The organism is Bacillus cereus group sp. MYBK95-2 (assembly GCF_051915225.1).
Taxonomy (GTDB): Bacteria; Bacillota; Bacilli; order Bacillales; family Bacillaceae_G; genus Bacillus_A; species Bacillus_A cereus.
Genome location: NZ_JBQAEH010000009.1, coordinates 21,267 through 45,320, shown reverse-complemented (window position 1 = coordinate 45,320; position 24,054 = coordinate 21,267). Strand labels below are relative to the sequence as shown.

The window sequence follows — 24,054 nt, the reverse complement described above, 5'->3', positions numbered from 1 at the left end:
TTACAAAGTGAAAAGGGGGGATTTATATGATGAATCAAAATCAAGGATTAAAAAGAGAATTGAAAAGCAGGCACATATTTATGATTGCACTTGGAGGCGTTATTGGTACCGGTCTTTTTTTAGGATCTGGGTATACAATTCATGAAGCTGGGCCTGGAGGAGCGATTGTAGCATATCTTGTTGGAGGATTTGTTATGTATTTAACGATGCTCTGTCTTGGAGAGTTAGCTGTTGCAATGCCTGACGCAGGATCTTATCAAACGTATGCGACAAAGCATATTTCTCCTGCAGCAGGTTATGTAGTTGGATGGATGTCATGGTTAAACTGGTCAGCTACGATAGGGATTGAACTAATTGCAGTTAGTATTTTAATGAAACGATGGTTTCCTGATGTACCTTCATGGATTTGGTGCGTAGTGTTTGCGGTACTCCTCTTTGCTATTAATGCGTTATCTTCAAGAAGTTTTGCGGAAGTTGAATTTTGGTTTGCAAGTATTAAAGTAATTACGATTATTGCATTTATTATTTTAGGCGGGGCAGCAATGTTTGGTTTTCTAGATATGAAAGGAAATGAACCAGCGCCGATGTTCTCTAGTTTTACTGATTATGGTGGATTGTTCCCCAATGGATTATCAGCCATTTTAATTACGATGATTGCAGTTAATTTTTCTTTCCAAGGAACAGAATTAGTTGGTATTGCAGCAGGTGAGAGTGACAATCCAGAGAAAACAATCCCGAAGGCAATTAACAATACAGTTTGGCGTATACTTGTTTTCTTTGTACTATCTATTTTTATTCTTGCTGGACTATTCCCTTGGCAACAAGCGGGAGTAATTGAAAGTCCATTTGTAGTTGTATTTGATAAAATTGGTATTCCTTATGCAGCAGATATTATAAATTTTGTTATCATTACAGCAGTGCTATCCGTTGCGAATTCAGGGTTATATGCAACTTCTCGTATGCTATGGTCTATGTCTAATCAAGGAATGATTAGTCCGATTTTTGGTAAGTTATCTAAAAACGGTGTTCCTATTTATGCATTGATTGTAAGTACAATTGTAGGTTGCCTTTCATTACTATCAGGTATTTATGCGGAAGATACAGTTTATTTATGGCTACTTTCTATTGCCGGGTTCGGGGCGATATTAGTTTGGGCATCTATTGCTCTATCTAACTTATTAGCTAGGAGGTCATACATAAAGCAGGGCGGGGATGTGAAAGAATTGAAATTTAAAACACCTCTGTATCCATTCGTACCACTGCTTGCACTAGTATTAAATGTAACAGTAATTATTGGTATGGCCTTTATTCCAGAGCAAAGAATGGCATTGTATTGCGGAATTCCATTTATGATTGTTTGTTTACTGTTTTACCGTGCGACAAGAAATAAGGCACGTAAAGTAGAACATATTGAAAAGACAAATACGACGGAAGTAGAGAGCTTCTAATATGAATTAATTTGGAGACTGTAAGATTTGTAAACAGTCTCTTTTTTTGTGAAAATAAAGTTGGAAACATACTACGTATGTAAAGGGGAATTAGCGATGAATGAAAAAGTTTCACAGCTATTAGAGCAGATTGATTTACGAAAAGATGAGTTACTAGAGCTTACAAAGAATTTAATTCGTTTTGAAACACCAGCACCGCCGGCGAGAAATACAAATGAGGCACAACAATTTGTTGCAGAGTTTCTAAGAGAACAAAATTTTAGTGTTGATAAATGGGATGTATATCCTAATGATCCGAACGTTGTTGGTGTGAAAAAAGGGGCAAAAAGTGACTCATATAAAAGTCTTATTATTAATGGACATATGGATGTAGCTGAAGTATCGGCAGATGAGGCGTGGGAAACAAATCCGTTTGAGCCATTTATAAAAGATGGTTGGTTAGTTGGACGTGGTGCAGCTGATATGAAAGGGGGACTAGCTGGAGCGCTATTTGCTATTCAGCTATTACAAGAAGCTGGTATTGAATTACCTGGAGATTTAATCTTTCAATCCGTAATTGGAGAAGAAGTTGGAGAAGCTGGTACACTTCAATGCTGCAAAAGAGGTTATGATGCTGATTTTGCAGTCGTAGTGGATACGAGTAATTTACATATGCAAGGACAGGGCGGCGTAATTACTGGCTGGATTACTGTGAAAAGCCCTCAAACGTTTCATGATGCAACGCGTAGGCAAATGATTCATGCTGGAGGATGTTTATTTGGAGCGAGTGCGATTGAAAAAATGATGAAAATTGTGCAAAGCTTACAAGAATTAGAGCGCCACTGGGCAGTTATGAAAACATATGAAGGCTATCCATCTGGAACAACAACAATTAATCCAGCTGTTATTGAGGGTGGAAGACATGCAGCTTTTATTGCGGATGAGTGCCGGTTATGGATAACAGTGCACTTTTATCCGAATGAAACACATGAACAAATAATAAAAGAAATTGAAGAGTATATCGGTAAAGTAGCAGCTGCCGATCCATGGTTAAGTGAAAATCCGCCACAATTTAAGTGGGGCGGAGAATCAATGATTGTGGATCGTGGCGAAATTTTCCCTTCTTTAGAAATAGATAGTGAACATACAGCTGTAAAAACGCTTAGCTCAGTACATGAATCAATTCTTTCTAAAAATGCAATTTTAGATATGTCTGCAACGGTAACGGATGGTGGTTGGTTTAGTGAATTTCATATTCCAGCGATTATATATGGACCAGGTACATTAGAAGAAGCACATTCTGTAAATGAGAAAGTTGAAGTTGAACAGTTAATTGAATTTACAAAAGTGATAACAGCATTTATATATGAATGGTGCCACACGGAAAAATAGATTTGTACAGTAAAATCGTACGAGTATGTATACTTGTACGATTTTTTATTGAACTATTTCAGTGTTGAATATAAACAACTGAAATAGTTCTTTATTTTTCTATGTCTTTCGTTTCATTTCAATTAATTTCTCTCTCGCTAATTCAACGGCAATCGCATCATCTAAATAGCCAATTGGAAAGAGATAGTCGGGAATAATATCTGTCGATAATATGAAATAAAGTAATGCGCTCCCAAGAACTGCACGTTCTTCTTTTGAAATGGTTTCATTACAAAATTGTTGATACATATCTGTTAATTGTTCAATAAAAGGACCAGCACTATCAATTTGCTCTAATTTGCTTGCAAAACTGTCATGAATACGTTTTTCGCCTTCTGTTGTCTGGGCATAGCGTTCGTAATTTTCGAGTTCTTGTTTTACGCGAGTTGTAGTGTAATCGAAATCGAATAAGTTAGAGGATTGCAGAGTTTGCTGAATGGTATCAAGAGATGTGTACATATCCGTCTTTTCTTTATTAATGTGAGGAGAATCAGGATACATTTCATCAAATAACAATTGGGGTGGAACTTGCAGACATTCTGCGAATTTTTGTAGGTGTTTTTGTTTTGGCGGTTGTTTACCATTCATAATTCTTGAGATTGTTGCGGGATCAATATTTGTAAGCATTCCGAGTTGGCGCATAGATAAGGCACGTTCTTTTAAAAGTTTTTTTATTAATCTACTAAGCCGCTCATTTGGATTTTCTTTAGGCATAGCGAAGGCACTCCTTTTTATTGTTGAAAAAATGTTGAGCATTTATTACATGTATATGAAACAGACAGGCACAGTTGCTCAACATTTTCATAAGATGCATGGAAAAGTGAGGAAAAGGGGTGCCTATTTATGAGTACGGCAGGTCTATTTTCAATTTTTTTAATCGGGATTGCTTCTAATTTAGATAATGCAGGTGTTGGGATTGCATATGGCATTCGTAAAATTAGAATTTCGTGGTTCAACAATTTTATCATCGCATTTTTTGGGTTTTTATTTACTTTATTAGCTGGATTTTTTGGGAACTGGATTGCGTTATTTATTTCAGAGTTTACAGCAAACCTGATTGGAGCAATCGTTTTAGGGATAATCGGGGTGTTTATTTTGTGCCAGCCTTTCTTGGGGCAAAGAAATACCGTAGGCTCTAAAGATGGTAATGTACTTATGGGAATTTTACGTGATCCAGAAAAAGCAGATTTTGATGGTTCTAAAACAATTAGTTTTTCAGAAGCAATTGTATTAGGGATTGCGTTGTCTATTAATAATATTGCAGGTGGATTTGATGCTGGAGTAACAAACCTGAACCTTTGGCTTACAGCAACTATTTCAGGGGTGTTTAGTTTTATTTGTATTAGTAGTTTTGCGTATGTAGGGAAACGATTTTTAGCAGAATACCTAGGGAAATGGGCGACAGTTATCGCAGGAGTGTTATTAATTCTTATTGGGATTGATCAGTTGTTGTAAGGAGAGTAGAAAACAAGGTTCGAGTATTTCCTTGGAAATACAGCAAGAGATTGCATATATCGACGTACTTTTCTCCATACTAATACGGATTTCTTTTAAGAAAGGGGGATTTGTATGGGACGCGGGAAAGCATTTGATCATAAGAAAAAAGGGCATGATCATCAACCACCTAAAGGTGCGTTCATTCATAAAGATGTAAATGAACATACTTTGGAAGAGGAAGAGCTACCAGTAAATATTGAGGCGTATAAAAATAGTTTAAAAAAACATTAAAAGCACCTACATAGGTGCTTTTTTACCGTATATCTTCAATTAATTGTTCGGATTCTTCATGCATACTGTACTCACTTAATACTTGAATGCAAAGCCACTTTAATTCCTCAATCGTATGCTCAAGTTCTTCAGGAAGCACATGATAAATGTCTTCAAGTCCCATCCCGAAATGAATAAGTTCAAGTACTTGATCATCGATGTTCCGATCCATTAATAATTCAAGTACTTCTAAATTGAATATGTATCGGTGAGCTTCGTCGAGTGAAACAACTTTTAACTTCAAGCTTTCTACAATACTCAATATAAAAAGAAGGATTGTTTTTTCAAGAACAGGTTGTTTTCCCATTTGAAATATTAGTTTCATCTTTCACACCTCCACATATAGCGCTAGGTTGTACTATATTATTCAGGAGGGGGGAACAAATATGCATGATATAGAGAAACTTTCAGCACTGTTTTTGTAAGAGTATTGATAACTGACAAAAGGGAGGTTTTGGCGAAATAAAAAATCCTGCTAGTATAGCAGGATAACTCGCGATTAAAAAATACTCCAACCTTCTTGAGCAGAAAGAAGTTCAAGAATTTTAAAACCAGCAATACTATTTCCGTTTGCATCTAAAGCTGGTCCGAAAATACCGATTCCCATGTCTCCTTTTACGCAGCCAAAAATACCACCGGCTACACCACTTTTTGCAGGAATACCAACACGAATTGCAAATTCACCAGATTCGTTATACATACCACATGTGACCATAAATGTTTTGCAAATTTTTGTAATATGTTTAGGGATGATTTGTTTCTTTTTATATGGATCATATCCATCCATTGCAAAAATTAAGCCGATACGTGCTAAATCGATGCAGTTTACTTCAACTGCGCATTGACGAGTATATAAATCCATAAGTTCTTCAATATCACAATCGATAATTCCGTTTTGTTTCATATAATAACAAAGTGAACGGTTTAGGTAAGCTGTCTCTAGTTCTGAATCGGCAACTTTAGAGGAATAATTAATAGTAGGATTATCTGTTATTTCACGTACAAAATGAAGAATACGTTCCATTTTTTCCTCGTTATCTTTTCCTGCTAACATGCTTGTAATAGCTAATGCTCCTGCATTTATCATTGGATTAAGGGGTTTGGACGGACTTGTCGTTTCTAACTTAATAATAGAATTAAATGGGTCACCCGTTGGTTCCATTCCAACTTTAGAAAAGACATATTCTTCACCACGGTCTAAAAGGGCAAGGGCAAGTGTAATTACTTTGGAAATACTTTGAAGAGTAAATAGTGTTTGTGAGTTGCCTGCATGGATATATTCTGTTTCTTTATGGAAAATGGCAATCCCTAAATCGTCTGGATTTGCATTTCCTAGTTCGGGGATATAAGTAGCAAGTTTTCCTTTTTTTGTATATGGTTTTACTTGTTCTAACAACTGTTGTAAGTTGTTTGTTTCAATGCACTGCATAGTACCAACGCTCCTATTTTGAATTAACTAAGTTTACTTTTCCCGATATGCTCGGAAATAAATAATAACATGAAAAAGTGGAATGATAAAACGAAAGTTCAATGTGCTATAATAGGTCTTTCGTTTCGAGTATTCTGTATTTTAAAAAGGAGAATTTTCCTTTTATATAACAGTTTGGAAATGGGAGATTTATCCATAAAAAGTTCGGAAATAAAAACTACACATCTATACAACTATATGTTATTATGGTTATGTAATAGAAAGCGTTTTCTAAAGCGTACTTATAATGATAACGATTTCATAAATTAAATTAGGGGGAATTAAAATGTTGCAGTTTTTACAACGTATTGGTAAAGCTTTAATGCTTCCGATCGCAGTACTACCAGCAGCAGGATTATTGCTTCGTTTAGGGCAACCAGATGTATTTGATATTCCTGTTATGGCACAGGCCGGCGCAGCAGTTTTTGATAACTTAGCACTTATTTTTGCAATTGGTATTGCAATCGGTCTTTCAGTGGATGGTAGTGGTGCAGCAGGTCTTGCAGGTGCAATTGGTTATCTTGTTATGAAAAATAGTATTGATGCACTTAGCAAAGGGTATTCAACTGCTGAATTACAAGGTAAATTAGGTAAAGTCCAAGATTTAATAGGTAATAGCGCAAATGTAGATCCATCTAAGCTTGCGGATACAATGACACAAGTATCTAAGGCTGCTGAATTATCGACTAAAGTAGATATGAAAGTTTTAGGTGGTATTATTGTTGGTGTTATAGCAGGACTTCTTTATAATAAATTCCATAAGATTAAACTTCCAGAATGGTTAGGTTTCTTTGCTGGAAAACGTTTCGTTCCAATTGTTACATCAGTTGTGATGCTGATATTAGGAATTCTATTTGCACAAATTTGGCCAACAATTCAAAATGGTATTGATGCATTAGCTCATGGAATTGTTAATTTAGGTGCAATTGGTTCAGGATTATTTGGTTTATTAAACCGTTTATTAATCCCAATTGGTTTACACCACGTAATGAACACATACTTCTGGTTTGTATTTGGGGACTTTACAAATGCAGCAGGTAATGTTGTTAATGGTGATATTGCTCGTTTCCTTGCAGGTGACAAAACAGCAGGTATGTTTATGACTGGTTTCTTCCCAGTTATGATGTTCGGTTTACCAGCAGCATGTTTCGCAATGATTGCAGCTGCTAAACCAGAAAAGCGTAAAGCAGTTACTGGTATGTTAGCTGGTCTAGCATTAACTTCATTCTTAACTGGTATTACAGAGCCTATTGAATTCTCATTCATGTTCTTATCACCAGTATTATATGGTATTCATGCTGTACTAACAGGTCTTTCTTTATTCATTACAACATCACTTGGCATTCATGATGGTTTCTCATTTAGTGCCGGTGCAATCGATTATGCTTTAAACTTCGGTATTGCAACAAAACCAGTCTTACTAGCAGGTATCGGTTTAATTTACGCAGCAATTTATTTCATAGTATTCTACTTCTTAATTAAGAAGTTCGATTTAAAAACTCCTGGTCGTGAAGATGACGATGAGTTAGTTGAAGATGGTGATGCACCAGTTGCAGGTTCAATTGGTGAAACTTACGTAGCAGCTTTAGGCGGAAAAGAAAACTTAACAGTTATTGATAACTGTGCAACACGTCTACGCTTACAAGTAAAAGATGCTGGTCAAGTAAATGAAGCAGCATTAAAACGTGCTGGTGCAAAAGGTGTTATGAAATTAAGTAATACTAGTGTACAAGTTATCGTAGGTACAAATGTTGAATCTGTTGCCGATGATATGAAAAAACACGTATAAATAATGAGATAAGAGGATGTCCCAAAAGATTGATAACATCAATTTTTTAGAGGATATCCTCTTTTTTTTGTTAATAATTTAACGGGAATCTTACTTTTGTAAATTTTCTTTTTCTTTTTTGTACATATAGGTTGGTAATATGTGCAGTGCGTGATAAAGTAGGGATGATATAGAATGGGTTATCCATAATCTACTAAAACGAATCTTTAGTAGAGGAATTAAATTATTGGTGAGTAAGGGGAAAAAAGCAATTATGGATCAGGAAAAAAATAATGCGAATGGGAAAGCACATCGGCCGATTGTATACATAAAAAGAACAATCATTCTCGTCTTACTATTATCACTTGTATATTTCATGTATACAAAAATTGTTGCGCATAATAAGAAAGAAGAAACTTTAAAAGCGGCAGCAGAAATGAAGAAACAAGAAGAGTTAAAAAAGAAAGAAGAAAAAAAGAAACAAGAAGTACAGAAGCAAAAACAAAAAGAGCAGGAAGAACAAATGAAGCAAGCGCAAGCAGCGGAGAAACCTGCTGAAGGACCACCTCAAGAAATTAATGAAAACGCTCAATTGGACCAGTATTTACAAAACGCAGGATTTAGCGGGACAGCTGTTATTGTGAAGAACGGAAAAGTTCTTCTGAATAAAGGGTACGGTATGGCAAATAAAGAGCAGCAAGTACCGAATAATTCAGAGACGACTTTTTATATTGGTTCTATTTCAAAGGCGTTTGTAGCAACTGCTATTATGCAATTGAAAGATCAAAATAAATTACAAGTAGAAGATACTGTTGCGAAGTATATTCCAGATTTTCCACAAGGTAATAATATTCAGCTAAAACATCTATTAACACATACATCAGGGATTCCCGAATATGAGCAGGGAAAAGAAGATATTTCTCATGAAGAACTGATAAAGCGGATAGGAAATCAAAAGCGTATTGGTGGTCCGGGAGAGAAGTGGAAGTATTCTGATTCGAACTACTCTATACTTGCTTATATTGCAGAGAAGGTAAGTGGGCAGTCACTCGAAGAATATATTAAACAACATATTTTTGCTACTGCGGGTATGAAACATTCTGGCTTTGGCACAGCGTTAGAACAAACAAGATTCCCATCAACGGGTTATAAAATAGTAAATAATAATATGACAACACCTAATATTCCAAGCATGTCACAACTTTATGGTTGTGGTGATATATACACGAGTGCACATGATTTATATTTATTTAATGAGGCGTTATACTCTGGAAAATTAATTTCAAAAGAGAGTTACGATCAAATGTTTACGGGTGGAAAAAAGGATTACGGGTTTGGATGGTACGTAGACCCAGGAAGCTATTCGAATCATGGTGTAATGCCAGGTTGGAATTGCTTAAACGGATTTAGTAAAAATGGCAGTGTATATGTTGTTTTATTATCTAACATTCAAAATAATATTAAATCATTTGGTAAAGTGAATAATGACATTTATTCGATATTGCGGAATATTGAAGTGTAAGAAACTATCCTTTTGGATAGTTTTTTTTATGCTCTGAAACAAATATTTCTTTTAGAAAATGTATGTCTTACCTATCACAAAAATATCCATTTTGTATACATTAAGATGTATGGATGTAAAATTTTATAATCTAAAAATAATAGGAGGAGAAGTGTATGTGTCTGTTCAGAAAATATTGGCATAAATTATCAAGATTGTTTAATAGACAATTAGATTATTTTTTAGATAATAAGTTATTGCCTGCTGTGGAAAGACTTTTATTTTCACAAAACTTCGCGAGATTTATTCAAAGAAACTCTAAGCAAGCTACGGAAGAAGTTATTGAATCAAGTAGATTTCAATCTATTATTTGTAACATTTTAAAAGAATGCAATACATCACCTTTTAAAGAAATTGCAAAGCAGTATTTAGGTAAAAGCGTAGAGATTACGGTGACAGTTGGACAATTAACAGGTGTTATTGTAGCAGTTGGTGATGACTTTTTAACATTGCAAGAAGGAATAGGAACTGAAGTTTTATTACCATTTACAAGTATTATATCAATTAAAGAAGCTTAAGAAAGGAGAGTTATATATGTTATTTACTGATGAATTACGTAACCATGTTGGCGAACTAGTGCAAGTTGTGACAGCTGTAGAAATCATTGCAGGCGTTCTTTTATCTGTGACGGATGGGGCAGTAATTGTTCGTACTTCTCCTTCTTATGGACCACCAGAAGATGTAGTTGTGCGTATTCCTATTATTGCTTATGTTCGCTTGGAAGGGTAAGAGTGATACAAGTATGAGAGTGTCAGTTGTTATTCCAGTGCATAATGAAGCAAGTACTTTATCAAAAGTTTTAGTAGAGGTAAGAAAGCTCGAACCATATGAAGTTATCATAGTAGATAATGGATCTACAGATGGGACGAAGGAAATAGCATTACAGCATAATTGCCGTGTGATTTATTATAGAGATTCTCTTGGTAATGATGTGGGACGGGCAATTGGTGCTAGAGAAGCAAAAGGTGAGATTGTTTTGTTTTTAGATGGTGATATCGTCATGAAAAGTGAAGAATTATACAATTTTATTAAAGGAATACGACAAGGGCATGAGATTGTTTTAAATAATTTAACATGGTCCGTTTACTTGAAGATGAGACCGCATTATACGACGGTTGGAAAATATATGTTAAATCGTTATTTGAACAAGAAAGAGTTTGTTGTAGGATCTTTAATTGCAATACCACATGCGATAAGTCGTAAAGTGATTGAAAAACTGGGGTGGTGGAATTTAGCAGATCCAGCATTATTTCAAGCGATGGCGATGTCTAGAGGAGTAGATATTTCTGATATGGCTTCAGTTGATGTCATCTACACAAATAAAGTTCGACCTGTGCATACTGGTACATCACCTGGCTCTCCTTATCCGAAAGCGACTAGTCGTATTATGGGTGATCATTTGCGAGCTTTACAATACGTAATCGAAACATATGGTAAACGCGGTGGTTTTTCAGAGAACAATAGAGATAGAGAGTTTGTAGGAAAGTATAAACCAGTTTTATTACAAAAGAATAAAGCGAAATATAGTGCCATTATCCCAGTATCAGAAGAGAAAATAACCATAAGGTCTGTTATAAAAGAAGTGAAAGAAGCAGGTGTAGATGAAATTATAGTTGTCGCGAATGGAGCAGATGTTGAGACTGTTAAACAGGCAAAGCTAGAGAATGTTATTGTTGTTGAATTTACGAAGGCGCTTGGACATAATGTAGCACGAGCAATAGGTGCCATGCATGCTACGGCAGATATTTGTTTATTCGTTGATAGTGATCTTGTTATTCCAGCAAAAAAACTCACTCTATTTTTACATGCTGTTGAAGATGGAAATGACGTGGTGTTAAATGATTTACAATGCTTATTAGATATGTTTCATCCAGCAGATCCAATTAGTATGGGAAAATACTTTGTGAATTTGATAGCGAAACGACCAGATTTATGGAATAACTCACTAACTGCTGTACCACATGCCATTCATAAGAAGGTAATAGAGAAAATAGGATATGATTCCCTTATCATTCCGCCATTAGCACAAGTGAAAGCTATTTTAGAAGGATTCTCTATTACAACAGTAGAGTTAGTAGATGTTATAAAAACAAATCGCGTACGTCCAGAGCAACACGAATTTGTAAATGGGCGTATTTCAGCGTTTGATCGTATTTTCGGTGATCAACTTGAAGCGGTTGCGTATTTATTACAATGTACGGACGAACGTGGTGGTTTTACAGATGGAGATAGAGATAGAGATGTAATTCAACAATTGAGAAGGGAAGAAGAGAATACAAATGAATAGTAGTAAAGTAGCTATTATTGGGCTAGGGTATGTTGGCCTTCCTTTAGCGGTACATTTTGCAGAAAGAGGGCATACAGTACTTGGATTAGATAAAGATATTAGGAAAATAGACTCAATTATAAAAGGAGAAAGTTATATTCCGGATGTTTCTTCTAAAGAGTTACAAAGTTTATTGACGAAAAAAAAATTAACAGTAAATACACCGGATCAAGGCATTGCTGATTTTCAAAATAGTGATTATGTTATTGTCACTGTCCCGACTCCAATTAATGAACAAAGAGAACCAGACTTAAGTGCCCTCATTTCAGCTTCGCATTATATACAACAAAACCTTCAAAAAGGACAAACCTTCATTTTTGAAAGCTCCACATATCCAGGCACACTTGAAGAAGTCATCCTACCTATTATTTCTCAAAATGGTAAAAAGGTAGGGGAAGATTTCTATATCGGATATTCCCCTGAGAGAATTGATCCAGCAAATAGTCAATATTCAGTTCAAGCTATTCCAAAAGTTATTAGTGGACAAACAGAAAAGTGTAAACAAAAGGTACAGGATTTATATAGTACCATTTTTGACGAAGTTGTACCTGTTAGCTCTCCGAAAGTAGCAGAGATGTGCAAGCTATTTGAAAATATTCAGCGCTTAGTTAACATTTCTTTAGTAAATGAACTAAACACACTATGTGAAAGTTTAGGCATTGATTTTTATGAGGCCATTGAAGCGGCATCTACAAAACCATTTGGGTTTACTCCGTATTGGCCAGGGCCAGGGATAGGGGGACACTGTATTCCCGTAGACCCTTTATATTTTCAATGGAGAATAAAAAAGAATGGGGCAATTAGTCAATTAATTGAGGCTGCACATATAATTAATGAAGAAATGCCAGAGAAAATGGTCCGGAAAGTAAAAAGTGTGGTGCAATTACCTGCAACGGTGTTAATTGTAGGGATTGCGTATAAAAAAGATGTAAATGATTTGAGAGAATCACCAGCGTTACCGATTATTCAATTATTAAGAAATCAAGGATACGAGATAGAATATCATGATCCTTATATTTCTTCCGCAGAAATTGGAGATAAGGTGTACCAATCTGTTTCTTTAGATGAAGAAAAAGTTAAAAAAGTGGATTGTATTTTAATTTTAACGGATCATTCTAATATTGATTGGAAGCTTTTTAAAGGAATGGATCGAGTAATAGATACACGCGGGATTGTAAAGAAGGTGAGTAAATGAGTAAGAAATGTTTAATTACAGGTGGGGCCGGATTTATCGGGTCGCATTTAGCTGAAGAGTTGATGAGAAGAGGTTATGAGGTCACTGTTGTGGATAACTTTTATAAAGGTAAAAATAAGTACCATAAAGAGTTAATGAAAGAAATCCGTGTTATTCCAATAAGTGTTTTAGATAAAAATTCTATTTATGAATTAGTAGATCAGCATGATGTCGTGTTTCATTTAGCAGCAATTTTAGGTGTGAAAACAACAATGGAAAAAAGTATAGAGCTCATAGAAACGAATTTTGATGGGACAAGAAATGTTTTACAAGCAGCGTTAAAAGGAAAGAAGAAAGTAGTTTTTGCTTCTACTTCAGAAGTATATGGTAAGGCCAAGCCGCCTTTCTCTGAAGAGGGAGATCGATTGTACGGGGCAACTTCTAAAATTCGTTGGAGTTATGCAGTTTGTAAAACGTTGGAAGAGACATTATGTTTAGGGTACGCATTAGAAGGTTTACCAGTAACGATTGTTCGATACTTTAATATTTATGGTCCAAGAGCGAAAGATGGTCCATATGCAGGAGTAATCCCGCGATTTATCCGCGCGGCACTGCAAGGAGAAGACATTCTCGTATATGGAGATGGAAAGCAGACACGTTGTTTTACGTATGTAAGTGATGCGGTAGAGGCAACGATTCGGGCAATGGATGAGAAGGTAAATGGTGAGATTATTAATATAGGTTCTGAGAATGAAAAGAGCATAAAAGAAGTAGCAGAAGTAATTAAAAAATTAACGAATTCTTCTTCGAAGATTGTCCAAGTGCCTTTTGAAGAAGTATATCCTCATGGTTTTGAAGAAATTCCAAATAGAAGACCAGATGTAACAAAATTAAAAGAGCTTGTTCAATTTCAGGCGAAAGTAACGTGGGAAAACGGATTGAAGGAAACAATTAAGTGGTTTCGTGAACAAAACAATGGCTAAGTCATTATCTGTTATTATTCCTGCATGTAATGAGGTCGATACGATTTCAGACGTTATTCAATCGGTAAGACCATTAAATCCAGTAGAAATCATTGTAGTAGCAAACGGTTGTAATGATGGAACAGAAGATGTTGCAGATCGTTTAGGGTGTAAAGTAATCAAGCATACAGAGCTACTAGGGAACGATGTTGGACGTGCAGTCGGCGCAAAACATGCGATAGGTGATGTATTACTATTTATAGATGGTGATTTTGCTATTCCAACTTCAAAATTAAAATTATTCCTTAATCCGATTTTATACGATCAGGCAGATGTAGTTTTAAATAATTTGGATGCATTATTTTTAAAAAGGCAAAAAACCACTTCTATTACAGTATGGCGCCAAATATTAAATGCAATGTTAGAGCGTGAAGAATTAAAAATGAATTCTTTATTAGATGTACCTCATGCGCTGACGAAAGAAGTCGTTCAAAGCATCGGATATGAATGTTTTGTTAATCCTATTGTGGCTCATTTACGCCTAGTTCAAAGTAAATGGAGAATTAGTCGTCATTGTGCTATTGACGTTATTACGCCGAATAAATTTCGTCCATTCCAGCATGCTGCATATGGGACAAATCTTTCCCAATCTGAAAAAAGAATGATAGGTGATCATATAGAAGCAGTAGCAGAACGGATATTAAGCAGTGATGAGCGCGGAGGATATTATGATGGAAATAGGAAAAGGGATAGTGTCTATCATACTTTAAGTTTTGAAGAGTTTTATCAAGGGTGGGGTGTTACATCTGATTTCTATAAAGGAAAGCAACTATCGGTTGTTATTCCCGTACAAGATGAAGAGAAAACAATTGGAAACGTTATAGAAGAGCTTCGCAAAATTGAACCCTTCGAAATTATCGTTGTCGTAAATGGTTCGTCAGATAAAACGAAAAAAATTGCAAAAGACAAAGGGGCAACGACAATTGTATATAAAGAAGCACTCGGAAATGATGTGGGGCGCTCACTTGGAACGTATTTTGCAAAAGGAGAAATTGTGTTATTTATAGATGGCGATTTTGTTATTCCAGCGAGTGAGCTATATCCTTTTGCGAAAGCTATTGCAGATGGAACAGATGTTGCATTAAATGATCTAAATCATTATTTAGATTTAAGAGTACCGCTTCATCTTGTAACTGCATTTAAATATGCATTAAATTTAGCTTGTGATAGAAAAGATCTAGGCGTAGGCTCTCTTATCGCTGTACCGAATGCGTTTAGCCGTAAGTGTTTGAAAGAAATTGGGTATAGATCTTTACTGGCGCCGTGTGTAGCCCAAGTGAAAGCTATTCTTTCAGGATTTGAAGTTGCATGTGTAAGTCGTGTTGAGGTCGATAAGATGAACCGTATTCGTCCCAGTGAACATTTTGCTAAAATAGGTCATCCACCAGCTGTACTTCGAATTATAGGTGATCATATAGAAGGACTAGATCAAATAATTGCATTAACAGACAATCGTGGCGGATTCTATGATGGCAATAGAAAAAGAGATGTTTTATAGAAGTAACAAAAAAAGTGTACAACATGTGTACACTTTTTTGTTCTGTTATAAAAACTATAACAGATTAGGAGATAAGAGTATTACAGCTCTACAATGGGTATTGTTCTTATATTACAAAATAGGACTCGTATATAAGGATACCAAAAAAATACAATTAAGGAAAGGGTTAATTTTAAAGACTTTTAAATGAAGTTAACACTATATATATAGTAGTTTGCTCAATATTTCACAAACATGTCACAACTATTTCGTTCACTTTCGTAAAAAAGTAGTATTCTAAGTGTGTAAGCTGTTATATAAAAAATCTTAGTCCTGTACTAATCAAAAATGGAGGAGATTAGGATGACTCAAGTATTAGAAAATGTTAAAAACGCATGGGAAAACTTTAAAGGTGAAAAATGGAAAGCAGAGATTGATGTTCGCGATTTCATTTTAAATAATGTAAACGTTTTCGAAGGGGACGAATCTTTCTTAGCAGAAGCAACTGAAGCAACGAAACAACTTTGGGATCAAGTAATGGATTTAACAACGAAAGAACGTGAAAACGGTGGCGTTCTTGATATGGATACAAAAATTGTTTCTTCTATTACATCACATGACCCAGGATACTTAAATAAAGACATTGAAAAAGTAGTCGGTTTCCAAACTGATAAACCATTTAAACGTTCTTTACAACCATATGGTGGTATTCGTATGGCAGAACAAGCTTGTGAATCTTATGGATACGAAATGGATAAAGAACTTAGTCGTATTTTTAGAGAGTGGAGAAAAACTCATAACCAAGGTGTATTTGATGCATACACACCAGAAATGAGAAATGCACGTAAATCAGGTGTTATTACTGGTCTTCCAGATGCATACGGACGTGGACGTATTATCGGTGACTATCGCCGAGTAGCGTTATATGGTATTGATCATTTAATTGAAGCGAAAAAAGCTGATTTGAATTTAACTGGTGGTGTAATGAGCGAAGATACAATGCGTTTACGCGAAGAGTTATCTGAGCAAATGCGTGCACTTCAAGAGTTAAAAGAAATGGCTGCTTCTCATGGCTTCGATATTTCTAAGCCAGCAACAAATGCACAAGAAGCATTCCAATGGTTATACTTCGCATACCTTGCAGCGATTAAAGAGCAAAACGGAGCTGCAATGAGTCTTGGACGTACTTCTACATTCTTAGATATTTACATTGAAAGAGATTTAGCAAATGGTACTTTAACAGAAGAAGAAGTACAAGAAATTGTAGATCACTTCATTATGAAATTACGTCTTGTGAAATTCGCAAGAACACCTGATTATAATGAATTATTCTCTGGTGACCCAACTTGGGTAACTGAATCTATCGGTGGTATGGCATTAGATGGTCGTCCATTAGTAACAAAGAACTCATTCCGTTTCTTGCATACATTAGATAATTTAGGACCAGCTCCAGAACCAAACTTAACTGTTCTTTGGTCTAAACAATTACCAGAGAACTTTAAAAACTACTGTGCGAAAATGTCTATTAAAACATCAGCAATTCAATATGAAAATGATGACATTATGCGTCCTGAATACGGCGATGATTACGGTATTGCATGTTGCGTATCTGCAATGAGAATCGGTAAACAAATGCAGTTCTTCGGAGCTCGTGCAAACTTAGCGAAAGCATTATTATATGCGATTAACGGTGGTAAAGATGAAAAGTCAAAAGCACAAGTTGGTCCTGAGTACGCACCAATTACTTCTGAAGTATTAAATTATGAAGAAGTTATGCATAAGTTTGATATGACAATGGAATGGTTAGCGGGTCTATATTTAAACACATTAAATGTTATTCATTACATGCATGATAAATATAGCTATGAACGTATTGAAATGGCACTTCATGATACAAACGTTCTTCGTACAATGGCAACAGGTATCGCTGGTCTATCTGTAGTAGCAGATTCATTAAGTGCAATTAAGTACGCAAAAGTAAAACCAATTCGTGATGAAAATGGTATTGCAGTTGACTTCGAGATTGAAGGAGATTTCCCTAAATACGGTAACAATGATGATCGTGTAGATGAGATTGCTGTAAATCTTGTAAAAACATTTATGAATAAACTTCGTAAACATAAAACATACAGAAACTCTGTTCATACAATGTCAATCTTAACAATCACATCTAACGTTGTTTACGGTAAGAAAACTGGTAATACTCCAGATGGCCGCCGTACTGGAGAACCATTTGCACCAGGTGCGAACCCAATGCATGGACGCGATACAAAAGGTGCATTAGCTTCATTATTATCTGTGGCTAAATTACCATATGAAGATGCACAAGATGGTATTTCTAATACATTCTCTATTATTCCGAAAGCACTTGGTAAAGAAGATGATGTACAAGTACGTAACTTAGTATCAATGCTTGATGGCTATGCAGTAAAAGAAGGGCACCACTTAAATATTAACGTATTTAACCGTGAAACATTAATGGATGCAATGGAACATCCTGAGAAGTATCCACAATTAACAATTCGTGTATCTGGTTATGCTGTAAACTTTATTAAATTAACTCGTGAACAACAAATTGATGTAATTAACCGTACAATGCATGAAAGCATGTAAATGAAAAAAGGTTTCCCTTCGCTCTTAATATATAGCGAAGGGAGGCTGTTTCAATAAAGGAGGAAGTAACATGGTAAAAGGAAGAATACATTCTGTAGAGTCTTGTGGTACTGTTGATGGCCCGGGGATTCGTTATGTCATATTTACACAAGGGTGTTTATTACGTTGTCAATATTGTCATAATGCTGATACGTGGGAAATCGGTAAAGGTAAAGAAATAACAGTTGAAGAAGTGATGCAGGATGTGACATGTTACCTTCCATTTATTGAAGCTTCCGGAGGCGGTATAACAGTTAGCGGTGGAGAGCCATTATTACAGCTAGACTTTTTAATTGAGTTGTTTAAAAAGTGTAAAGCGGCTGGTATCCATACAACAATCGACTCTTCTGGTGGTTGTTATTCTGAGGAACCAGAATTCCAAAATAAGCTAGATATTTTAATGGATTATACAGATTTAGTTTTATTGGATCTGAAACATATCGATTCCAAAAAGCATCGTAAATTAACAGGGAAACCAAATGAACATATTTTACAATTTGCTCGTTATTTATCGGATAAGAATAAACCGATTTGGGTACGACACGTATTAGTTCCTGGTGTTACGGATAATGAAGAGGATCTACAAAAACTATCTAGCTTTATTCAAAGTCTGTCTAATGTTCAAAAAGTTGAAGTGTTACCATATCATAAGCTTGGTGTATATAAATGGGAGGCGCTTGGACACAAGTATCCACTCGCAAATGTAGAACCACCTACTGAGAAAAATGTAGAACATGCTAAATATATTTTACAAGCGGTCTAATCCAAATATTGGATTAGGCTTTTTGCTTTCTTTACAATAAAATCTAGAGTATATATTGATAAAAGAGTATACTGAAAGTAGAATATCCATAATTTTGTACGGAATAAATGGAGAAATTTACATAATTGTAAAGGGAAATCAAAATAGTAAAAAGAATTAAGAAGTAAAAGAGTGAGTATCATGGAATAGAGAACATTTGTAAGTTATTGCGAAAGCTCTTATAGGAAAGTATAATGTAAAGATATGAGCACAGATAGGATTAAGGGGTCAATCTTATATGCTTTGCATATCCACGACAGGTACATAGCTGAAAGGGAATTATTAGAATCTGTTTATGTAATTTTTAAGGAAAATGTTTTTCCTATTGTCGTATATGCAATATGGAGAAACAAAAAGCTAGGAGTGGATTTGTTTGATAAAAAACCCCAAGGTTTTAATATTAACTGCACATTACGGTAATGGTCATGTGCAAGTAGCAAAAACATTAGAACAAACATTTCGCCAAAAAGGAATTGAAGATGTTATTGTATGCGACTTGTTTGGAGAATCACATCCATTTATAACTGACATTACAAAATATCTATATTTAAAAAGTTATACAATAGGAAAAGAATTATATCGTTTGTTTTATTACGGGGTAGAAAAAATTTATGATAAGAAAATAGCATCTTGGTATGCGAACTTTGGAAGAAAACGTTTGAAAACACTATTACAGGTGGAGAAACCAGATATTGTAATTAATACATTTCCAATTATCGCTGTACCAGAATTGAAGAAACAAACAGGTATTTCAATTCCTGTCTATAACGTATTAACGGATTTTTGCGTGCACAAAATATGGATTCATCGAGAAGTAGATCGTTATTTTGTTGCAACGGATCATGTGAAAGAATTGATGGTTGATATCGGTGTACCTGCGGAACAAATTGTTGAAACAGGAATTCCAATTCGGAGTAGTTTTGAGTTAAAGGTAAATCCAGAAATCATATATACTAAATATCAGTTATGTAAGAATAAAAAGATTTTACTAATTGTAGCAGGTGCTCATGGGGTATTAGGAAATGTAAAAGAACTATGCCAATCATTTATGTCAGTGCCTAATTTACAAGTAGTTGTCGTTTGTGGGAAAAATGAAGCTTTAAAACAGGATTTATTAAGTTTACAGAAGCAAAATTCCGATGCATTAAAAGTGTTTGGGTATGTTGAAAATATTGATGAATTATTCCGTGTTACTTCTTGTATGATTACGAAGCCAGGCGGAATAACATTAAGTGAAGCAGCAGCGTTGCAAGTACCTGTCATTTTATATAAGCCTGTTCCAGGACAAGAAAATGAAAATGCGATGTACTTTGAAAGAAAGGGAGCAGCAGTTGTCATTCGCGATGATAGTGAGGTTTTTGCAAAAACAGAGGCATTATTACAAGATGATGTGAAGCTTCTTCAAATGAAAGAAGCAATGAAAAGCATCTATCTTCCAGAGCCAGCTGGTCATATTGTAGATGCAATTTTGGCAGAAAATCATGCAGAACCGCGTCATATACCTATTAAATCACCTGCTCTTGCACAATCTTTTACTTAATATGAAACCCTCTTTGTATATGTAAAGAGGGTTCTTTATTATTTTCAAAGAAAATTCAGCCAGTTATCCACAAAAGGATTGCGCTTTCATTAAACAGTAAAGTCGGAATATTAACAACTATATCCACATTGTCCACAATTTTTAGAAAAATATCCACAATTAAAACAGCTGATATATGCTTTAATATAGAAAAATATTAAATGTTTTTGAAAATTACTAACAATTCTGTTGGTTTTGTGGATAAAGTTGTCCACAGCAAAAAAAGCCCATTATGTATAAGGGGCTTTTTTGCTTACTTCTATCAATCGAGAAAATTATGTAATGAAAATGAATAATTAGGGGGGAAACTTCTAATTATTCATTTTCACTTTAAATGCTTTTCGAGCGATATCCTGCTGCACGATCTGCTTTTTGAAATTCGCGTTGATAGAGAACTTCTTGTGTACTAGATAATGTGTTTTTTGCTTTATCACGTTTCTTTTTATCCATTACAAATCACCTCGTGTCTTAAAGTTACTATTTATCGTTTCCAAAGACATGAGGGGATATACGCATATGGAAAATGTTAATGATTGATTATCATTTCAGAAAATTTAGATTATGCTTCTTTTAATTGATGAGCATCTTGGAAGGTTGTATCTCGCATTGTAGCAAGTGTGTATTGATCTTTTGGAATTTCATATAAGTTATATACTTCTTCGTTTGCGTTAATTTCATCATATACGGCTTTTCTTGTTTCGTTTGCTAGATTCACATATTGCAGTTTTTCTGCAGCTTTAATAGAACGAATATTTATTTTACGAATACGCATGAAAATTGTTTCAATATCTAATTCATAGAAAAGTTCACTAAAAAATGAATCTTTCGCCAATTTATTATAGCCTTTTCCATGATATGGTTTGCCAAGCCATGTCCCGAGAAATCCAGCTTTTTCTTGCACATCAAATAAAGTAATTGTTCCGATAGGGTTACCCCATTCATCTAAAATTGTGCGTGAAATTAATTCACCACGCTCTTCAGCTTCAATCGTTTGTTTTGTTAAGAATAAATATTCTTCATAAGAATAAGCCTTTTGACGCACAAAAGGGAAGACAGCTGGATCCACCATTAACTCGTATAGAACGTGGCTGTCGTGTAAGTCGCGTTTTTTCAACATACTAACTCCTCCTCACACGAGGGTAGCATGACGAAAAAACACCCCACCCTCGAAATTTTTATATCAATCTTTAAAAAATTTCGGGGTGGGAATCGAACCCACTAGAACCAGTTTCTAACGCTGGTGGCGCACCATTTGCCTTCCCCATTCATCAATTTGAAAATGATAATCACGACACAAATTGATTATGGTTTCATTCAGTTTATAATCGTATAATACTTTATCTAGTCAAAAAAATAAACTAGTTTTTTTTATTTTTTTTGTAAATTATTTTTCCATCAATCATAGTTAGTACAGGCTTGGCTAAATAATGGAAAGGATGATGAGTCCATAACACGAGATCGGCGTCTTTTCCAACCTCGATGCTTCCAATTCTATCCTCTAAACGCAAATTTCGCGCTGGGAATATGGTAATTCCTTCTAGTGCTGTTTTCTCGTCTAATCCTTCTCTTACTGCGACAGCGGCACAAATATTTAAATATTGAATGGGTGTATAAGGATGATCTGTTGTTATAGAAACTTCCACACCATTTTTAGATAATATATGGTAAGTATCCCATGTCTTGTTTTTTAGTTCGATTTTAGAACGACGTGTCAGAGTGGGACCAACTGAAACCTTCAAATTATGTTTCGAAAGCTCTTCAACAAGAAAGTGTCCTTCTGTACAATGTTCAATACGTAGATCGAGGTTGAATTCCGTTGCAAAGCGTAGCGCAGAACTAATATCATCTGCTCGGTGAGCGTGGATACGTACGGGTATTTCACGACGTAATGCTTTTAAAATAGGAAGCATTCGAAAATCAGCTTCGTGCCCGTAGTGTTGTGCTTCATAGAATGATTCCCGAAGTAACCCCATAATCCCCATACGTGTAATGGATTCTTTTGTTCCATTACTATGGACTTTTTTAGGATTTTCTCCAAAGGCAATCTTTAAACCAGCAGGTTCTTGAATAATCATATGATCAATACAAGTTCCAGCTGTTTTTATTACACAAGTAGTCCCCCCGATAATATTTTGACTGCCAGGCATAACGTGGACGGTTGTAATTCCGTTTTGTACAGCGTCTTGAAAGGCGATATCCAAAGGGTGGATTCCATCTAAAGAACGAATATGTGGTGTTGAAACTTCAGATGTTTCATTGGCATCATTTCCAGCCCAACCAGTGCCTTCATCATAGAGACCAAGGTGAGTATGGACATCAATAAAGCCAGGTAAGAGATGGAGTGCTCGTGCATCTATAACGGTCATATCTTGAGTAGGTTGAATAAAAGGTTTGACCTCGGTAATTCGCTCTCCTGTAACGAGTACATCGCCTTGAAACTTTTGAGATGTAATAGGGTATACAATGGCTTGTTTGAGCAATATTTTCATAGGTACCTCATTTCTGTTACTTTATAATGCTAATGGAAGTTAAGGGAAAGTAACTGAAAGGTTATTTGTATGGTAATGCTTCGGATCCTAGAAAATGAAAGTTTTGAAAGAGCCCATGTAAAATTGTGTTTTAGAAGTACTACATTGTATGCGAAAGTATATTTTGTAATGCATGGTCTATTGCCGGAAATGTGTATTGGTATCCATGTTCAATTGCCTTAATGGGTAATACACGTTGCCCTTCTAGTACAAGTATGCTCATTTCACCTAATAAAGTTTGAATGATAAATGAAGGTACAGGCAACCAATGAGGCTTGTTCATTATAGTTGCAATGTTTTCTCCAAATTCCTTCATTCTTATGGGTGTTGGTGCTGTCATATTAAGAGGACCATCAATTTCTTTTTTGTGTATGATGAAATCCATCATACGAACGACATCGTCTATATGAATCCATGATAACCATTGTTTCCCAGAACCAATGGTGCCGCCGATATAGAATTGATAGGGAAGTAGCATTTTTGGAAGAGCTCCTCCATTTGCACCTAATACGACTCCAAATCTTGCGTAGATTGTTCGTATTCCGAGAGAACGTGCTTTAGATGCTTCTTGTTCCCATGAATATACTGTATTTGCTAAAAAGTCATTTCCAGGAGTCTCATGCTGTTCTGTAAAAGACTCTATTTCAGATGTTCCGTAGTATCCAATAGCACTTGCGTTAATAAATGTGTGTGGCTTTGTATGGAGTCCCTGCAATTGTTTAATGAGTCCTTTTGTTGTTTGAATTCTACTGTTTAAAATGGCTTTCTTTTGTTGCTTTGTCCATCTACTATTAATAGACTCTCCGGCTAGATTAATAACTACATCAATAGAAGAGAGGGGGAAGGTTTGTAAATCTGGTGTCCATTGAACATACTGAAGGTTAGGGTCGGAAGTTTCAGTAGTTTTTTTTCGTGTGAGAATGTAAACAGTATATCCTTTTTGAATAAAAAAAGTAGAAAGGGATTTACCGATAAAGCCTGTACCACCAGAAATTGCGATTTTCACAAGTATTTCCTCCTCATTATATATATTCTTGAAAAGAAAAAATGTTCCTCGACTATGTTAAAATAA

General features: G+C 35.3%; 23 protein-coding genes and 1 pseudogene. 17 read left to right on the top strand and 7 right to left on the bottom strand.

The window, feature by feature from the left end:
- Window positions 1-26: 26 nt before the first annotated feature.
- Both ACTFN4_RS24095 and ACTFN4_RS24090 read left to right on the top strand, forming a co-directional pair.
- Window positions 27-1,448, top strand: a complete 1,422-nt coding sequence (locus tag ACTFN4_RS24095; RefSeq protein WP_439962920.1) for an amino acid permease — start codon at window positions 27-29, stop codon at window positions 1,446-1,448.
- A 48-nt stretch (window positions 1,449-1,496) separates the two neighbouring features.
- Window positions 1,497-2,819 (top strand): acetylornithine deacetylase, encoded by a 1,323-nt coding sequence (locus ACTFN4_RS24090; protein WP_439962919.1) that lies wholly within the window; start codon window positions 1,497-1,499, stop codon window positions 2,817-2,819.
- Between the two features lie 99 nt (window positions 2,820-2,918).
- Here ACTFN4_RS24090 and ACTFN4_RS24085 read toward each other — a convergent pair whose 3' ends face one another.
- Complete coding sequence (locus tag ACTFN4_RS24085; protein ID WP_001123716.1) at window positions 2,919-3,572, bottom strand: helix-turn-helix domain-containing protein; 654 nt, start codon at window positions 3,570-3,572, stop codon at window positions 2,919-2,921.
- A gap of 129 nt (window positions 3,573-3,701) precedes the next feature.
- On the opposite strand from ACTFN4_RS24085, the gene ytaF reads away from it, so the two are divergent.
- Together ytaF and ACTFN4_RS24075 are read left to right on the top strand one after the other, a co-directional pair.
- On the top strand, window positions 3,702-4,313 hold the full coding sequence (ytaF, locus tag ACTFN4_RS24080) for a sporulation membrane protein YtaF (protein ID WP_000100726.1): 612 nt from the start codon (window positions 3,702-3,704) through the stop codon (window positions 4,311-4,313).
- Window positions 4,314-4,427: 114 nt separating this feature from the next.
- On the top strand, window positions 4,428-4,586 hold the full coding sequence (locus ACTFN4_RS24075; RefSeq protein ID WP_000532409.1) for a hypothetical protein: 159 nt from the start codon (window positions 4,428-4,430) through the stop codon (window positions 4,584-4,586).
- A 22-nt stretch (window positions 4,587-4,608) separates the two neighbouring features.
- Here ACTFN4_RS24075 and ACTFN4_RS24070 read toward each other — a convergent pair whose 3' ends face one another.
- On the bottom strand, window positions 4,609-4,950 hold the full coding sequence (locus tag ACTFN4_RS24070) for a DUF3969 family protein (RefSeq protein WP_000766604.1): 342 nt from the start codon (window positions 4,948-4,950) through the stop codon (window positions 4,609-4,611).
- 174 nt (window positions 4,951-5,124) lie between these two features.
- Window positions 5,125-6,054: a glutaminase A gene (glsA, locus tag ACTFN4_RS24065; RefSeq protein WP_001149850.1), complete on the bottom strand. Its 930-nt coding sequence runs from the start codon at window positions 6,052-6,054 to the stop codon at window positions 5,125-5,127.
- A 69-nt stretch (window positions 6,055-6,123) separates the two neighbouring features.
- Here glsA and ACTFN4_RS24060 point away from each other — a divergent pair.
- The 13 genes and pseudogenes from ACTFN4_RS24060 (at window position 6,124) to ACTFN4_RS24000 (ending at window position 20,415) form a co-directional block, all read left to right on the top strand.
- Window positions 6,124-6,253 (top strand): annotated as a pseudogene (locus ACTFN4_RS24060) (transcriptional regulator).
- 126 nt (window positions 6,254-6,379) lie between these two features.
- Window positions 6,380-7,882, top strand: a complete 1,503-nt coding sequence (gene nagE / locus ACTFN4_RS24055) for an N-acetylglucosamine-specific PTS transporter subunit IIBC (protein WP_000938900.1) — start codon at window positions 6,380-6,382, stop codon at window positions 7,880-7,882.
- A 253-nt stretch (window positions 7,883-8,135) separates the two neighbouring features.
- Entirely contained in the window at window positions 8,136-9,383 is a 1,248-nt protein-coding gene (locus tag ACTFN4_RS24050) for a serine hydrolase domain-containing protein (protein WP_000371812.1), read from the top strand.
- Between the two features lie 155 nt (window positions 9,384-9,538).
- On the top strand, window positions 9,539-9,940 hold the full coding sequence (locus ACTFN4_RS24045) for a hypothetical protein (RefSeq protein ID WP_000335532.1): 402 nt from the start codon (window positions 9,539-9,541) through the stop codon (window positions 9,938-9,940).
- Window positions 9,941-9,956: 16 nt separating this feature from the next.
- A complete protein-coding gene (locus ACTFN4_RS24040; RefSeq protein ID WP_000899469.1) occupies window positions 9,957-10,151 on the top strand; it encodes a hypothetical protein in 195 nt (64 codons plus the stop codon).
- 13 nt (window positions 10,152-10,164) lie between these two features.
- Entirely contained in the window at window positions 10,165-11,709 is a 1,545-nt protein-coding gene (locus ACTFN4_RS24035; protein ID WP_001266466.1) for a glycosyltransferase family 2 protein, read from the top strand.
- Window positions 11,702-12,943 carry a nucleotide sugar dehydrogenase gene (locus ACTFN4_RS24030; protein ID WP_394626931.1) on the top strand — a complete coding sequence of 414 codons (1,242 nt, stop codon included), beginning with the start codon at window positions 11,702-11,704 and terminating at the stop codon, window positions 12,941-12,943. The genes ACTFN4_RS24035 and ACTFN4_RS24030 overlap by 8 nt, the downstream gene beginning before the upstream one ends.
- Window positions 12,940-13,905, top strand: coding sequence for an NAD-dependent epimerase/dehydratase family protein (locus ACTFN4_RS24025; RefSeq protein WP_000037020.1), 966 nt, complete (start codon window positions 12,940-12,942; stop codon window positions 13,903-13,905). Before ACTFN4_RS24030 ends, ACTFN4_RS24025 begins: the two co-directional genes overlap by 4 nt.
- Window positions 13,898-15,442 (top strand): glycosyltransferase family 2 protein, encoded by a 1,545-nt coding sequence (locus tag ACTFN4_RS24020; protein WP_013141734.1) that lies wholly within the window; start codon window positions 13,898-13,900, stop codon window positions 15,440-15,442. The genes ACTFN4_RS24025 and ACTFN4_RS24020 overlap by 8 nt, the downstream gene beginning before the upstream one ends.
- Window positions 15,411-15,632: a hypothetical protein gene (locus ACTFN4_RS24015; RefSeq protein ID WP_002094217.1), complete on the top strand. Its 222-nt coding sequence runs from the start codon at window positions 15,411-15,413 to the stop codon at window positions 15,630-15,632. Before ACTFN4_RS24020 ends, ACTFN4_RS24015 begins: the two co-directional genes overlap by 32 nt.
- Window positions 15,633-15,784: 152 nt before the next feature.
- Window positions 15,785-18,034, top strand: a complete 2,250-nt coding sequence (pflB, locus tag ACTFN4_RS24010; protein ID WP_000195471.1) for a formate C-acetyltransferase — start codon at window positions 15,785-15,787, stop codon at window positions 18,032-18,034.
- 70 nt (window positions 18,035-18,104) lie between these two features.
- Window positions 18,105-18,836, top strand: coding sequence for a pyruvate formate-lyase-activating protein (gene pflA / locus ACTFN4_RS24005; RefSeq protein ID WP_000238458.1), 732 nt, complete (start codon window positions 18,105-18,107; stop codon window positions 18,834-18,836).
- A gap of 412 nt (window positions 18,837-19,248) precedes the next feature.
- A complete protein-coding gene (locus ACTFN4_RS24000; protein ID WP_000594691.1) occupies window positions 19,249-20,415 on the top strand; it encodes a diglucosyl diacylglycerol synthase in 1,167 nt (388 codons plus the stop codon).
- A 369-nt stretch (window positions 20,416-20,784) separates the two neighbouring features.
- Here ACTFN4_RS24000 and ACTFN4_RS23995 read toward each other — a convergent pair whose 3' ends face one another.
- The 4 genes from ACTFN4_RS23995 to ACTFN4_RS23980 form a co-directional block, all read right to left on the bottom strand.
- Complete coding sequence (locus ACTFN4_RS23995) at window positions 20,785-20,904, bottom strand: YfhE family protein (RefSeq protein ID WP_000358482.1); 120 nt, start codon at window positions 20,902-20,904, stop codon at window positions 20,785-20,787.
- 109 nt (window positions 20,905-21,013) lie between these two features.
- Complete coding sequence (locus tag ACTFN4_RS23990; RefSeq protein ID WP_000914737.1) at window positions 21,014-21,571, bottom strand: GNAT family N-acetyltransferase; 558 nt, start codon at window positions 21,569-21,571, stop codon at window positions 21,014-21,016.
- A gap of 241 nt (window positions 21,572-21,812) precedes the next feature.
- Window positions 21,813-22,943 (bottom strand): amidohydrolase, encoded by a 1,131-nt coding sequence (locus tag ACTFN4_RS23985; protein ID WP_000698319.1) that lies wholly within the window; start codon window positions 22,941-22,943, stop codon window positions 21,813-21,815.
- 139 nt (window positions 22,944-23,082) lie between these two features.
- A complete protein-coding gene (locus ACTFN4_RS23980; RefSeq protein WP_000684382.1) occupies window positions 23,083-23,988 on the bottom strand; it encodes a TIGR01777 family oxidoreductase in 906 nt (301 codons plus the stop codon).
- Between the last annotated feature and the right edge of the window lie 66 nt (window positions 23,989-24,054).